Annotated in this window: 12 protein-coding genes; 4 read left to right on the top strand and 8 right to left on the bottom strand. The window is 46.0% G+C overall.

The genetic code is table 11. The features are described 5' to 3' along the window. Positions 1-8: 8 nt before the first annotated feature. The 6 genes from accD to fabB all read right to left on the bottom strand — a co-directional run bounded on the left by accD (position 9) and on the right by fabB (position 8,619). Positions 9-881, bottom strand: a complete 873-nt coding sequence (accD, locus tag LSG34_RS12645) for an acetyl-CoA carboxylase, carboxyltransferase subunit beta (protein WP_233009469.1) — start codon at positions 879-881, stop codon at positions 9-11. A 135-nt stretch (positions 882-1,016) separates the two neighbouring features. Next, positions 1,017-1,811 (bottom strand): tRNA pseudouridine(38-40) synthase TruA, encoded by a 795-nt coding sequence (gene truA, locus LSG34_RS12640; RefSeq protein WP_233009468.1) that lies wholly within the window; start codon positions 1,809-1,811, stop codon positions 1,017-1,019. A gap of 180 nt (positions 1,812-1,991) precedes the next feature. Beyond that, on the bottom strand, positions 1,992-4,889 hold the full coding sequence (locus LSG34_RS12635) for a FimV/HubP family polar landmark protein (protein WP_233009467.1): 2,898 nt from the start codon (positions 4,887-4,889) through the stop codon (positions 1,992-1,994). A 204-nt stretch (positions 4,890-5,093) separates the two neighbouring features. Continuing rightward, complete coding sequence (locus LSG34_RS12630; protein ID WP_233009466.1) at positions 5,094-6,113, bottom strand: aspartate-semialdehyde dehydrogenase; 1,020 nt, start codon at positions 6,111-6,113, stop codon at positions 5,094-5,096. 20 nt (positions 6,114-6,133) lie between these two features. Beyond that, positions 6,134-7,276 (bottom strand): 4-phosphoerythronate dehydrogenase, encoded by a 1,143-nt coding sequence (locus LSG34_RS12625; protein ID WP_233009465.1) that lies wholly within the window; start codon positions 7,274-7,276, stop codon positions 6,134-6,136. A gap of 128 nt (positions 7,277-7,404) precedes the next feature. Continuing rightward, complete coding sequence (gene fabB, locus LSG34_RS12620; protein ID WP_233009464.1) at positions 7,405-8,619, bottom strand: beta-ketoacyl-ACP synthase I; 1,215 nt, start codon at positions 8,617-8,619, stop codon at positions 7,405-7,407. Positions 8,620-8,783: 164 nt separating this feature from the next. On the opposite strand from fabB, the gene mnmC reads away from it, so the two are divergent. The 3 genes from mnmC to LSG34_RS12605 are packed head-to-tail and all read left to right on the top strand — an operon-like array spanning position 8,784 to position 11,670. Next, complete coding sequence (mnmC, locus tag LSG34_RS12615) at positions 8,784-10,637, top strand: bifunctional tRNA (5-methylaminomethyl-2-thiouridine)(34)-methyltransferase MnmD/FAD-dependent 5-carboxymethylaminomethyl-2-thiouridine(34) oxidoreductase MnmC (protein WP_233009463.1); 1,854 nt, start codon at positions 8,784-8,786, stop codon at positions 10,635-10,637. Continuing rightward, positions 10,634-11,248 (top strand): Hpt domain-containing response regulator, encoded by a 615-nt coding sequence (locus LSG34_RS12610; protein ID WP_233009462.1) that lies wholly within the window; start codon positions 10,634-10,636, stop codon positions 11,246-11,248. Before mnmC ends, LSG34_RS12610 begins: the two co-directional genes overlap by 4 nt. Then, the gene (locus tag LSG34_RS12605; protein ID WP_233009461.1) at positions 11,233-11,670 is read left to right on the top strand and encodes a response regulator; all 438 of its coding nucleotides are present in this window, start codon (positions 11,233-11,235) and stop codon (positions 11,668-11,670) included. Before LSG34_RS12610 ends, LSG34_RS12605 begins: the two co-directional genes overlap by 16 nt. Positions 11,671-11,696: 26 nt before the next feature. On the opposite strand, the gene LSG34_RS12600 is transcribed toward LSG34_RS12605, so the two are convergent. Continuing rightward, complete coding sequence (locus LSG34_RS12600) at positions 11,697-12,563, bottom strand: OmpA family protein (protein ID WP_233009460.1); 867 nt, start codon at positions 12,561-12,563, stop codon at positions 11,697-11,699. Positions 12,564-12,692: 129 nt separating this feature from the next. On the opposite strand from LSG34_RS12600, the gene rnt reads away from it, so the two are divergent. Then, the gene (gene rnt, locus LSG34_RS12595) at positions 12,693-13,370 is read left to right on the top strand and encodes a ribonuclease T (RefSeq protein ID WP_233009459.1); all 678 of its coding nucleotides are present in this window, start codon (positions 12,693-12,695) and stop codon (positions 13,368-13,370) included. A 75-nt stretch (positions 13,371-13,445) separates the two neighbouring features. Here rnt and LSG34_RS12590 read toward each other — a convergent pair whose 3' ends face one another. Then, complete coding sequence (locus LSG34_RS12590) at positions 13,446-13,784, bottom strand: Grx4 family monothiol glutaredoxin (protein ID WP_233009458.1); 339 nt, start codon at positions 13,782-13,784, stop codon at positions 13,446-13,448. Positions 13,785-13,938 lie beyond the last annotated feature (154 nt).

Below are 13,938 nucleotides of genomic sequence, written 5' to 3'. Positions count from 1 at the left end.
ACACCTTATTAGGCGACGCGGTGTTCCTTGGCAGGAGCTGGCCATCGCATGAATTTAGCCACAAGTCGCGCAATTGTATCGCGCATTTGGCGGCGGTCAACAATCATGTCGATAGCACCGTGTTCCAGCAGGAATTCACTGCGCTGGAAACCTTCAGGTAATTTTTCACGCACTGTCTGCTCGATAACACGGGGACCGGCAAAACCGATCAGAGCTTTTGGCTCACCAATGTTTAAATCGCCCAGCATCGCCAGACTGGCAGACACACCACCCATAGTCGGGTCGGTCAGCACAGAGATATAAGGTAAACCGGCTTCACTCAGCTTAGCTAAAGCAGCGCTGGTTTTTGCCATTTGCATTAAAGACAATAAAGCTTCTTGCATACGGGCGCCACCACTGGCAGAGAAACAGATAAAAGGCACTTTGTTTTCAATAGCGTATTCAACACCTTTGACAAACTTGGCACCTACTACAGACGCCATAGAGCCGCCCATAAATGCAAATTCAAATGAAGCCACAACCACTGGCATGCCCAATAAAGTACCGCGCATCACGACCATGGCGTCTTTTTCATTGGTTTCTTTTTGTGCAGCAATAATACGATCTTTGTATTTTTTACTGTCTTTAAATTTCAACAGATCCTGAGGTTCCAGCTCTGCAGCCAGTTCAACCATACCACCGGTATCAAGGAAATTGTTGATGCGGTCTCTGGCACTGATACGCATATGGTTGTCGCATTTAGGACAAACACCTAAGTTCCGATCCAGTTCTGCCTTGTACAACACAGCGTCACAAGAGGTACATTTAGTCCAGACCCCTTCAGGAATATTACGACGGGATGAAGACGAAGTTCTGGGCAGAATTTTTTCTAACCAACTCATAGTTGTTCCTTGGTATCGCAGCAGGGCTTGAGCCCAAACTTAGTTTATTGTGTAAAAAAGCGCCGATCATGCGGCTAACGGCGCTTATTAAAGCACAAAGCCATGATAGAACCTATAGCTAACTGGTCGTAGTAGTTAGCAAAAACTGTCTGGCAGAAACAGTGGACCCAGTGGCATTTTCGGGATACCAAAGTGTTCCGGGTAATCCACATCCACCAGATACAAGCCTTCGGCTTTGGCCGTCGCTGCTGCTAAAGTTCTATCTTTGGCCGCCAGCAACTCTGCAATCCATTCTGGTTCTTTTAAGCCCATGCCTACTTGTAACAAGCTGCCAGTAATATTACGCACCATATGGTGTAAAAAAGCATTGGCCTTAATATCCAGTACAATAAACTGCCCGACCCGACTTAAATGCAGATGCATCAGATTACGGAAGGGGCTGTGCGACTGGCACTGGATAGCACGAAATGACGTAAAATCATTTTCACCCAGCAAATGGACAGCAGCCTGCTGCATCAGTTCAATATTCAATTCCTGATGATAATGGCTTAAACCTGCGCCCAAAATGGCAGGCCTGAATTTATTGTTGTAAATGACATAACGGTAACGTCGGGCTGTTGCAGAAAAACGGGCATGAAAATCATCTGAAACTTCTTTTGCCCAGCGCACGGCTATGCCATCCGGTAGATTGGAGTTGGCACCCATGATCCAGGCCCGCATATCACGGTTGGCATCAGTATCGAAATGCACGACCTGGCCTGTCGCATGGACGCCAGCGTCAGTGCGGCCAGCGCAGGATAATTCAATAGTTGCATTAGCAACCTTGGATAACGCAGCTTCCAGATGACCTTGCACACTTGGCACTTCGCGTTGCCTTTGCCAGCCAAATAAACCTACACCGTTGTATTCGATACCTAACGCAATTCGCATTCTGACTCCCATCACTTAGGGGCAGAAGTATAACTCAGGCATGGAGGGAAACTCACGAGTTTTAAAGGCAATAGCCTATTCTCACGGCAAGAACTGGAGCATGATTTAGTTTTTTGCTGATGGGTACATGAACAGAATTCAAGAACTGAAGGGTCAGAGTCAAGGCTCTGACCCTTCAGTTTAAAGTTGGTCTTTTAAGCTCTGAGCTTCTTGTTTGATATGCTCTGGCGCAGCAGAACTTAGTACTTTGTCAATCAGGTGCTCTGCGCCGTCCTGCTCACCAATTTCAATGTAAGCACGGATTAAATCCAGATCGGCGGCAAAACCCTGCTCGGCAGGATCCAGCTCTGGTTCGTGCTGTGCGGCAATAAAATCCTGATAATCCTCTAATCCAACATCAATAGTGCGTACAGGATTTGCAGTGTGCTGCGGCTCATCTTCTGAGTCATCCAGCAACTTATCCAGCGCCAGCAATGAGAATTCCAGATCATCGGGCTGCTCCTGTTTCACGGCCAAAGGCGGTTCCGCTTCTGTCGCTTGTGCTAATCCATCTACAGGTTCTGGATTTAACTCAGATAACACAACGTCAGCTATCTGTTCATCAGCAAGTCGCGCTTCTGTATCTGTTTGTGCATAATCTGCCAGCAAAGCATCAAAGTCAGTTCCATCTAAAGCATCCAATTCAGCGGCTATATCTTCGTTTGCCTGCCTGGTTTGTTCTGCGTTATCTGTTGCTTCATCCAAAACCACAAGAGCGTCATCTTCCAAATCATCTTCGGGGTCATCAACCAGCGCAGCTTCATCTGAAAACTCAAGATCCGGATATTCTTCCAAAACCTTACTAGGATTCTCAACAGACAAGGTTGCGGCAGAGACGCGGCTTACGCTTGGATCTTCCTGCGACTCCAGATCCAAGTCCGGAACTGATTCACTTAACTCAGGTTCAACCGCCTGGTCGGCTAGTTCCTGCCAGGCTTCGTTTGACTCAACTTCATAGGATTCTTCTTCGCTTACCTCTGAGCCGGACTCTGCTGACAAGCCTGCTTGCTGATCCACTCCGCACATCAATTCCGCTAACTCAGCATGATCGGCATGGAAATGAGTAGGCATTTCACTGTCTTGCTCTTGTTTTGGTTCGTCCGACAATAGCAAAGCAACATCATCCGGGCTAAGCGGGTAATCATCTTCGTCAAATTCGAGACTGATAGCAGACGCTGGCGCAACTTCAGCAGTCACACCCAAGTCCTCAGGCACATTAAATTCGTCCTGTTCAAGCTCACTTAAAGCATCAGGTTTTTTAGTATCTGGCCAATTCGCGGTGCCATCCAGTAGTGCATCAATATCGATATCCCCTTCGTCTTCAACAGACAAAGGTTCTGATCCGGACAATTCCTCATCGGCCAGCGATTCGGCAAACTCGTCAAGTTCAGAGCTGTCAAAATGAGGCTGTTCAGGTTTCAAATCAACCAGATCTTCAGCTTCCTCTGTTGGATTGTCGAATGCACCGTTCAGCGAGCTATCTAGTGAACTGTCTGCTACCAACTCTGCTTCAGGAGCGTTCTCTGTGACCACCAATTCATCAAGCAGTGAATCAAAGTCGACTTCTTCAACTTCTTCTATTTCATCCAGACTAAACTCATCCGTTTCAGCTGAAACAGGGCTGTCCAGATCAACACTATCGATATCCGGCTCATCCAGCTCAATTTCTTCAATCAGCTCGTCCTGTTCATCATCAGTCTGTTTGGATTGATTTTGTTTTTGTTCTTCTGCTAATTGCTCGGCGACAGCCTGAGCAAATATGTCGTCGGCATCATCCAACTCTGGCTCTTCATCAAATAAGGCTGATAAATCTGAGCCGGATAAAATATTGTTTGGATCGAAGTCTTTGTCTGCTTTTATCGGCTGATCAAGCAAGTCATCAAGTAGCTCGTCGTCCATGGAGCTGGCGTCAAGTAAATCTCTGCTGTCCAGCAGGTCATCGTCATTCATCAGAATGTCATCAAACTCGTCGGCTCTGGTATCCAGCAACATATCATCGTGTAAATCGATAGGCTCATCGTCCAGACGTATGCCTTTGCTGCCAGAATCCAGCAAAGACTCATCCAGCGTCATCAGACTGCTTTCGTCAAAATCGAGACTTTCGTCCAAAGGAGGTAAAGGTGAGCGATAACCAGACTCTTGCTGTGGTACAGCTGTAGCAGCACTGATAATTTGCTCAGATTTTCTGGTGCGCCGCTTAATCCAGCTCAATACCGCAAACAACACAAACAAGGTGGGTAAGGAAGCCAACAACACCCAGGTCAGGCTGCTGGAGGAAATATTTTGCCACAGCTCGGCAAAATTTGTCCCTTGTTGCTCGCGTTCAATCTGAGCCTTTTGTTGCGCCAGCATCTCGGCTTGCTGTGCGACCAATAATTGCAACTGCTGCTGAATTTCACTGTCTTTGTCCACCTGAGACTTCATCAGCAACATCTGATCAGCCAGTTGATCCAGCTTCTCTTTCAGCGCAGTATTATCCGCCAGGACAGCTTCAACCGTAACTTTTGATTCCGCCAGTTTTTCTTGCAGGTCAAGAAGCTGTCCCTGTTGCTGTCCTTCAACACGGCTCAACTCCTGTTTGATTTCCTGCTTGGCTTTATCCACATCCTTTTGCTGAGCGGCATTCACCCCTTGTTTAACTTTGGCTGCAGCTGCTGCACGCACTCGATCAGCCCAGATTCGGTCATCTTCTTCTGATTTGCGCTGGGCATCCACAGCATCGACCAACAGAATCTCATCTACATTGGGAATAGCTAAAAATGAGCCAATATTCAGATGGTTGAAGTTGTCATCAAGAAAAGACTGTGGGTTTTTCAGATAAATGGCATACATCACCTGATAGATATTTAAACCAGGATGAGGCCGCACTTCTTCGGCAATACGCCATAAGGTATCGTTTGGAGTTAAAGGACCCACTCTGCTTCGGTCCGGATTTTCGATGCTTTTAGGGCCTTTAAGACGCACAGTGGTTTCTGCAGTGGCGTTAACACTGCAGATCTGCAACAAAATACTGAAAATGAGAAGCCCAACTAAACGCATCGATGATCCCTTAAGGCCGGAGATTATTTTTTCTGACACAAAAACACTGCAAGCATCGTTCCATACCCGAATAGTAAACCAGAAGAATGCCACTGGCTACGCTTATAGAAAATCTGCATATCTTTGCATATCGGCTGCAGAATCAATTGCTTTAGAAACAACAAAGGCCCCATCAGGAGCCTTTGTTTAGTTTTTCATCTTGTTTTACAGATAGTCGCGGATTAAATGCTCAGCGATCTGAATACTGTTGGTCGCAGCACCTTTACGGATGTTGTCAGCAACAAGCCATAAATTAATGCCATTTTCGTGTGAAAAATCCTGACGAATACGGCCAACAAATACATCATCCTGACCAGCGGCATTGCCCACCTGAGTCGGATAATCTGCATTATCTTCCATCAGCGTGACACCTGGTGCATTGGCTAGCAGAGCTTTTACCTGCTCAACACTGATTGGCATACGGGTTTCCAAATGCACAGCTTCGGCATGACCATAAAACACCGGAACACGAACCGCAGTAGCATTTACGGAAATGCTGGCATCACCCATAATTTTTTGGGTTTCCCAGTGCATTTTCATTTCTTCTTTGGTGTAACCGTTATCCAAAAATACATCAATTTGTGGAATACAGTTAAAAGCGATCTGACGGGCAAACTTGCCACCTTCTTCTAAAGGGCGACCATTGAGTAACTGGGCCGTTTCTTTAGCTAAAGCTTCAACACCTTGTTGACCAGCACCAGCAACCGACTGATAGGTGGCCACATTAATACGGCTAATGCCTACAGCATCATGAATAGGCTTTAATGCCACCAGCATCTGAATAGTGGAGCAGTTTGGGTTGGCTATGATATTGCGGTTACGGAACTCAGCAATAGCGTGCGCATTCACTTCCGGTACCACCAATGGAATATCGGCTTCGTAGCGGAAATGTGAGGTATTGTCGATCACCACACAACCAGCATCGGCAGCACGAGGTGCATAAGTTGCAGACACGCTGCCACCTGCAGAGAACAAACCAATCTGTACCTTAGTCCAGTCAAAGGTCTCAGCATCCAGTACTTCGATTTGTTTACCCTTAAAGGTGATAAAGCCACCGGCAGAGCGGCTGCTGGCTAAAGGATAAAGTTTATTTACCGGAAAATCGCGCTGTTCTAAAATTTCAATTAAATGCTGGCCTACTAAACCTGTAGCACCTAACACAGCGACGTCGTATTGCTGAGCCATGGTTATTCCCCTTTCATTTGTTACTGGCTGCTAAAACCTAATGTTGTTAAAAACTCAGGCACTTCTTGTCCTGTCAGCCGCACCGAGCTGTATTCACGCCGCGGTGGGTATGACTTTCTAAGCCAGTCAAAACCTTGTGTTTTATTGTCTTGCATCATATAGAAACGAAACAAAGCATCGTCCCGGCGCACATCATATAACAGCCGGGTTAAATTTTGGACATCTAAAAGTCCAAAATTTGAATTTATTTTCAGCTCTGAAATTTGTGGCTCCGGTAATACCTGCGCCAGAGTCTTTGTCGGGCTGAACCCCAACTGCTGACAAAAAGCCTGGTACAGCATTTCTGTACCACGGGCTTTGCCTTCAATACTGTGTCCTGCAATATGAGCGCTGGCTATATCTGTATAAGGAATCAGCCTTAGATCAGGTTCTGGTTCATTAGCCCAGACATCCAGCACCAGCGCTCTTTTGCGGCCAGACTGAACCTCTGTGAATTGAGCCTCCGTCAATAAAGCGTCGTTATTAGTCACTTCACCGCGGCAGGCATTGATTACTGCACAATCAGGTTTAAGTAACTTCAAAGTACGGCTGTTGAGCAAATCCACTGTCGCATCAGACCCGGTTTTCACCAAAGGCACATGAAAGCTGACGATATCAAGCTGGGGTAATAATTCTTCAAACGGAATATGCGGAAAATCATCCTCTGTGGCGGCACGCTGTGGATCGCAGCATAAAACCTTGATGGACAAGGCCTCTAGTGCGTTCACCAGTACACGACCTATATTACCTACCCCTACTACACCGACCGTTTTTTTCTGCAAATTCCATTGGTATTTTTCAGCCAGCACAAAGATGCTACTCAATACATACTCCACCACAGACTGAGCATTACAACCAGGCGCACTGCTAAAACCAATACCCCTTTGTTGTAGATACTGCTGATCGATATGATCGGTGCCGATAGTCGCAGTGCCTACAAATTTTAGCTGTGGGCTTTTTGATAACAGCTGCTGATTGACCTTGGTGACAGAGCGCACCAGCAGCACATCTGCATCACTAATCTGATCTGCAGTTAAAGTGCGGCCATTGACCATCGTTACTTCGCCTAATTCGGCAAAGAAGTCTTTGACGTACGGCATATTTTCGTCGGCGTATATCTTCATCTGTATCAGTCCACAGCCAGAATGGCGGTATTGTAACGACGCTCTATCCTTTGGGCTATCTGATTTGTTAATTTTTGACTCGCCAATAAAAAACGCTGCACTAGGCAGCGTTTTTTTCAAAGGAAAAATTAGCCCTGGTATTTTTGCATCACTAAAGTGGCGTTGGTACCACCAAAACCGAAGCTGTTTGACATCACAGTCGTCAGTTTAGCTTCAGTGGCTTTAGTTACGATATTTAAACCCGCAGCAGCTTCATCCAGGTTGCCGATATTGATTGAAGGGGCAATAAAGTTATGCTCCATCATCAACAGTGAATAAATAGCTTCATGCACACCGGCAGCCCCTAAGGCGTGACCTGTCATCGCTTTGGTTGCGCTGATAGCAGGAGATTTACCGCCAAAGACTTGTTGGATAGCGCCTAATTCTTTCACATCGCCAACCGGAGTACTGGTACCGTGGGTATTGACGTAGTCGATTGGACCTTTGACGTCTTTCATCGCCATTTCCATACAACGTACTGCACCTTCACCACTTGGAGCTACCATGTCGTAGCCATCTGAAGTTGCGCCGTAGCCGACGATTTCAGCATAAATTTTAGCGCCACGTGCCAGCGCGTGCTCCAGCTCTTCAACCACTAAAATACCGCCACCACCGCTGATGACAAAACCATCACGGTCAGCGTCATAAGTACGGGACGCCAGTTCAGGCGTTTCGTTGTATTTAGTCGATAAAGCGCCCATAGCGTCGAATTCCATCGCTAAAGTCCAGTGCACTTCTTCACCGCCACCGGCAAAAATAATGTCCTGTTTGCCCAACTGAATAAGCTCTACCGCATGGCCAATACAATGGGCACTGGTCGCACAAGCAGAACTAATAGAGTAGTTCACACCTTTGATTTCAAAAGGAGTAGCTAAACAAGCTGAACAGGTGCTCGACATGGTTTTTGGCACTGCATAAGGGCCAACACGTTTCACGCCTTTTTCACGTAAGGTATCTGCAGCTTCAATCTGAGTTTTAGACGAAGCACCACCAGACCCCACCACTAAACCAGTGCGGAAATTCGACACTTGCTCTGGCGTTAAAGCTGCATCTTCAATGGCTTGTTGCATAGAAATATAAGCATAAGCTGCTGCATCGCCCATAAAACGTAAAGCTTTGCGGTCGATTAATGCGGCGGTATCAATTTCAATCTGGCCCCAGACCTGTGATCTCAGGCCCATGTCGGCAAATTCCTGTGACGCTTTAATACCTGAGCGTCCGGTTTTTAACGATTCCAGCACTTGCTGCTTATCGTTACCAATGCTGGATACTATGCCTAACCCTGTGATCACTGCTCTTTTCATGCTTGCTCCAAACAAAAAATCGGATGTCTTTTAGTAATTGCGCCACATTGTACGGAGTTTCTTTTCGAAACTGGTCCGCTTTCAGCGCACAGTTGTACACTATTATCTATTTATATTGCGGCTAAGTTACAATACCTGATTCTTTTTCGATAGGGTTTGATTCCTTGCAACAGGCTCAAGTTCACTACAACGACGCTGGTACACCGGTTTCCGATCTGTTTGGCGATATTTATTTTTCCGACAATGGTGGCCTCGACGAAACCGATTATGTGTTTTTGCATAAAAATCAGCTACCTGAACGTTGGTTTACTCATTCGCGCCCTTTTTTCCATATCGCAGAAACTGGTTTTGGCACTGGTTTAAACTTTCTGCTGACCTGGTTGCGGTTTCGTCAGTACAAAGCCTGCGCCACCACTTGTCAGCGTCTGTACTTCAGTAGCTTTGAAAAATATCCCTTCAGTAAAGCAGACTTAACCAAAGCCTTAGCCGCCTGGCCCCAACTGGCTGAACTGACCACTTTATTAGCGCAGAGCTACCCTGTTGCTTTGCCTGGTCCACATCGCATGACCTTTGACGACGGTTCTGTAGTGCTGGATTTATGGCTGGGTGATGTCAATGAATTGCTGCCGCAAGTACCGGAGCACAATAAAGTTGATGCCTGGTTTTTAGATGGTTTTGCCCCCAGTAAAAACCCGGATATGTGGCAACAAAATTTGTTTAACCAGATGTTCAGGCTCAGCCACAGCGGCACTACGGCTTCTACCTTTACCTGTGCAGGTTTTGTTCGTCGTGGCTTAAATGACGCCGGTTTTTTTGCCAGAAAAACCAAAGGCCATGGCCAGAAACGTGAAATGTTGATTGCAACTGCTGAGCAGGCCGCCGAATTGACTGCAGATCAGCCTGACCAAATCACTGTGGTAGGGGCTGGTGTCGCAGGTATCAACGCTGCTTTTGCATTATGGCAAAAAGGATTAAAAGTCCAACTGCTCTGTGCTGACGAGCAAGCAGGTATGGGCGCATCCCACAACCGTCAGGGCGCTGTGTACCCTAACTTGCATGCGACTTACGATCTGATGTCATCTTTAAGTTGCCAGAGCTTTTTATATGCCAGACAGTTTTATGCAAGCTGGCTAGAAAAATTAGCAGTAGCGGCAGATTGGTGCGGCGTATTAACCCTTGCCTGCAACGACAATCTTGCTAAACGCCAACATAAAATCCAGCAGCAAGCTTTTGCCTTAAGTGGCTTGTTTAGTCCTGTCACCAAAGAGCAAGCTTCAGAGATCGCAGGTCTGGTTTTACCTTATGATGGATTGTTTTTCCCAACAGCAGGCTGGTTATGTCCTCAAGACTATTGTCAGCAAATGGCGAATTGGCTTAGCAGCCAAGGCCTAGAGATTATCTACAATGCCCAGGTGCATCAAATCACAGAGCGCGAGCACTATTGTGAACTGGAAACATCTGCCGGAACTTTGCATGCGACAACAGTAGTGCTGGCAACAGGTGCACAATTAAATGCCCTTGCGCAGCAGGAGTCCTTTCCACTTCGACAAATTCGTGGTCAGGTCAGTCATCTGCAAAGCCAGAGGATGACACCACTAAAAACTGTGGTGTGCCATCAGGGTTATATCACCCCTGCTTATCAGCAGCTTCATTGTGTTGGAGCCACCTTTGATCGCCGCAGCGGACACAGTGAAGTTCTGGCAGAAGACAATCAACAAAATCTCGATTTAGTAAATCAAACATTGGGGCAACCTGATTGGTTTGAGGATGTTGAAGTGATGTCTGCCAAAGCAGGTTTACGTGCGACTGTACCTGATCATATGCCTGTGCTTGGTCAGCAAAAGCAGCTTTGGCGTTTTGGCGCTTTAGGCGCACGAGGTTTAACCTGGGCGCCATTATTAGCTGAGGTTTTGGCTTGTAGGATTACGAAAGAGCCGCTACCTTTAACGACATTACAAATGGATGGCATTGATATACAAAGGTATCTTCGCCACAGCGCAGCGGAACAATCCAATTGAACTTACTTTTTGCTGAAGATGATGCACTACTGGCTCAGCTGTTTCAGTTACAAGCTGAAAGTGCGGGCTATCAGGTAGTTTGGGCGGAAAATGGCGATATTGCGGTGCAGCAAGCTTTAAGTTACCAGTTTGACCTGATTTTTATGGATATTCAGATGCCTGTGCTCGATGGGATCAGTGCGATGCAAATGCTTCGTCAACTTGGATACGACCGACCTATTATTGCTATGTCAGCAGAAAACGTCGCAGAGGAAGGCTTTGATTTGATGCTAAAAAAGCCCCTACACTGGGAGCAAGTCCAAGATAAACTTGCGCAATTTGACGTTATCCCTCAGCTAACTTTGCAAGTGCCGCATGAACTAAGAAGTGCTTACGCAGCTCATGTTGAAGAATCGCTGCATCAACTACAGATGCTGGCAGATTCAGCTAAATGGGCTGATTTCTCGGCTATTGTGCATCAATTAAAAGGCAGTGCAGGCAGCTTTGGTTTTGAAGATATAAGCAAGCTCGCTGACAAGTTGCAACAGACTTGGGCCACGCTTTCAGACGAACAAAAACAGGCGAGAGCAAGCTATTTTCTGGAGCAGTGCAAGGCATGCAAAATAAAGTGAAAATACGCGATCAGAAGATTTTGTTGGTGGATGATCTGGATTACAACAGACAGTTATTAAGACACAATCTAACAGCCTTGTTTTCTCAGCACAGTTTAAAGCACAAAGCCTTTAGTTATTTTCAGGCTCATAATGCTTCATCCGCTTTAATGACATTTAGCCTGCAACAGCCAGACCTGGTTTTTCTGGATATTGAATTACCGGACGGTTCAGGAATTGAACTGCTAAAACGTTTTAAACAGCAAAAACCAGATTGTTTTGTCGTGATGGTCAGCGGAGTCAGCACTTTGGACAACGTAAAAGCCAGCATAGCTTCGGGTGCAGCGTCTTTTATTGTTAAACCTTTTACCGCAGATAAAATCCTGGCGGTATTAAAACAATTTGACCGCTATTACGACAAACTACTAAAAACAGCAGGTTAAATTAGTTGAAAAGAAGCCCTGAATAATCAGGGCTTTTCCATTTGAATCACTACACGACGGTTTTTGGCGCGGCCTAATGAGCTTTCATTCGAAGCCACATGACGTTTTTCACCCAAACCTTCAGTGCGTATTCTGGTTTCTTCCAGACCAAAACTGACCAGTTTGGTTTTGATGGCTTCAGCGCGTTTGATCGACAACTGCTCATTCATCCAACGACCGCCAAAAGAGTCACTGTAGGCCTGAATATCAATACTCTCGATGCTCTGATCATGTTTTAAATACTGAGCTATTTGTTCTAAACGCTTTTTAGAGGCTTTAGTCAGCTCATCACCACCCGATTCATAGGTCAATACGGTAAAGGCAATATCATCAAAGGTATAGGGCAACAAGGCGCTGACACACTGGGTAAACTGATCCATAGCTTCAATAAAATGCACAGGATTCAGTGATACGCTGACCTTGTCATAAGGGCTATACCAATCTGAGAAATAAAAGGTTGGGCTATAACCCTGCTCCAGCTCCGTCAGCATAATCCAGCTTTCAGCTTTACCTAAATCACCATCAAACTGTTTTAGCATTTTCATGCTGCTGATGGCTTTAGCCTGCTCGCCCGGACGCCAGACCGGTGGTACAGACAGCACTTCAGCCAAAGCATAGTGATCCGGCAAACGCAGCATATTCAATTCAAACTGCATATTCAGTTCTTTCCCGGCCATACTTCTGAAAAACGCTTCACCAAAATGAGGAACAGGATGACTGAGCTCACAGACTAAAGGCGAATTTTGCTTTAAAGCCCAGGTGGACTGGTCCAATGTAGCCGAATACTGACGTAATCCAGCTTCCGCTTGCGTAGCAGAAAGCAAAAACAGCACCAGCCAAAGCTTATATCGCATAGGTTTCCCTTTTTTCATCTCAACACCCGTTGTTTTTCAACTTCAACCAGGACAAACAAGGTACTCAAACAAGACGCTTCGCAATTTATTTGGCATAATACCTGCCAATCTTATCAGGACACAGGTCTTATGACTCAAGCTTTACATCCGTTAGCACAACGTTTTCGTGGCTACTTCCCTGTTGTTATCGACGTAGAAACCGCAGGCTTTAATGCAAAAACAGATGCATTGTTAGAAATCGCTGCAACTTTGTTGACTATAGACGAAAAAGGCATGCTTGTTCCAAGCCAGACTTTGCATTTTCATATTGAACCTTTTGAGGGTGCCAACATGGAAGCAAGCTCCCTGGCTTTTAATGGTATAGACCCCTACAACCCGCTTCGTGGCGCGGTTTCAGAGCGGGAAGCCCTGACTGAAATTTGCCGCGCTGTGCGTAAAGCTCAGAAGGATGCCGACTGCCAACGTGCTGTAGTCGTCGCTCATAATGCTGCTTTTGATCAGGGCTTTTTAAATGCAGCTATTGATCGAATTAAATTAAAACGATCACCTTTTCACGCTTTTGTGTCTTTTGATACCACCACTTTATCAGCATTGGCTTTAGGCCAGACCGTTTTGGCAAAAGCCTGTAAACAAGCTGGTATTGATTTTGACAACAAAGAAGCCCACAGCGCTTTGTATGACACAGAACGCACGGCTGAACTGTTTTGCTACATAGTCAATCGTTGGCATCAACTCGGCGGCTGGCCGCCACCTATGCTGATGGATGATTGTGAAACACAAGAAAGTACGGAATCCGATCCAGCTTAATCGACCCGACTTTATGAATACAGATCTGGAAATACAAAAGGCAGCCTGGGCTGCCTTTTTGTTTCAACCGCAAAGTTACTCTGCGCTTTCGCTGTTGTGCTTAGCAGCCGTCTCATTAATTAACGGCTGCAATTCACCACGCTGGAACATTTCCAGAATAATGTCACAACCACCAATCAGCTCACCTTCAACCCATAACTGCGGGAAAGTTGGCCAGTTGGCATATTTTGGTAATTCAGCACGGATATCCGGGTTTTGCAGAATGTCGACAAACGCAAAAGGTTGGCCACATGCAATCAGGGCTTGAGAAGCCTGAGCTGAAAAACCGCAACTCGGTAATTTCGGCGAACCTTTCATATAAAGAATGATTGGGTTATCAGCCAACTGTTGTTCAATTTTCTCAATGGTTTCCATCTTCAGCCTCTGGCACTACTGGGTTTAAAAATTTATCTCATTTTACGCTGAGTTCGTTCATTTCGCACTTGAGATTTTACAAAGTGCCCCAAGAATATGGGGAGCAGACACTTGCATTGCAATAAGCTCAGGCTGTGAAATTTACGACTAAAAC

It is taken from the genome of Rheinheimera faecalis, assembly GCF_021290965.1.
Taxonomy (GTDB): Bacteria; Pseudomonadota; Gammaproteobacteria; order Enterobacterales; family Alteromonadaceae; genus Pararheinheimera; species Pararheinheimera faecalis.
Note: the sequence above shows the minus strand (reverse complement) of the source record. Positions and strands in the feature narration are given on the sequence as shown.

What these genes read in the sequence shown, in the direction of transcription:
- accD (WP_233009469.1), bottom strand. Translation starts at nt 881, where the DNA reads ATGAGTTGGTTAGAAAAAATTCTGCCCAGAACTTCGTCTTCATCCCGT.
- truA (WP_233009468.1), bottom strand. Translation starts at nt 1,811, where the DNA reads ATGCGAATTGCGTTAGGTATCGAATACAACGGTGTAGGTTTATTTGGC.
- LSG34_RS12635 (WP_233009467.1), bottom strand. Translation starts at nt 4,889, where the DNA reads ATGCGTTTAGTTGGGCTTCTCATTTTCAGTATTTTGTTGCAGATCTGC.
- LSG34_RS12630 (WP_233009466.1), bottom strand. Translation starts at nt 6,113, where the DNA reads ATGGCTCAGCAATACGACGTCGCTGTGTTAGGTGCTACAGGTTTAGTA.
- LSG34_RS12625 (WP_233009465.1), bottom strand. Translation starts at nt 7,276, where the DNA reads ATGAAGATATACGCCGACGAAAATATGCCGTACGTCAAAGACTTCTTT.
- fabB (WP_233009464.1), bottom strand. Translation starts at nt 8,619, where the DNA reads ATGAAAAGAGCAGTGATCACAGGGTTAGGCATAGTATCCAGCATTGGT.
- LSG34_RS12605 (WP_233009461.1), top strand. Translation starts at nt 11,233, where the DNA reads ATGCAAAATAAAGTGAAAATACGCGATCAGAAGATTTTGTTGGTGGAT.
- LSG34_RS12600 (WP_233009460.1), bottom strand. Translation starts at nt 12,563, where the DNA reads ATGCGATATAAGCTTTGGCTGGTGCTGTTTTTGCTTTCTGCTACGCAA.
- rnt (WP_233009459.1), top strand. Translation starts at nt 12,693, where the DNA reads ATGACTCAAGCTTTACATCCGTTAGCACAACGTTTTCGTGGCTACTTC.
- LSG34_RS12590 (WP_233009458.1), bottom strand. Translation starts at nt 13,784, where the DNA reads ATGGAAACCATTGAGAAAATTGAACAACAGTTGGCTGATAACCCAATC.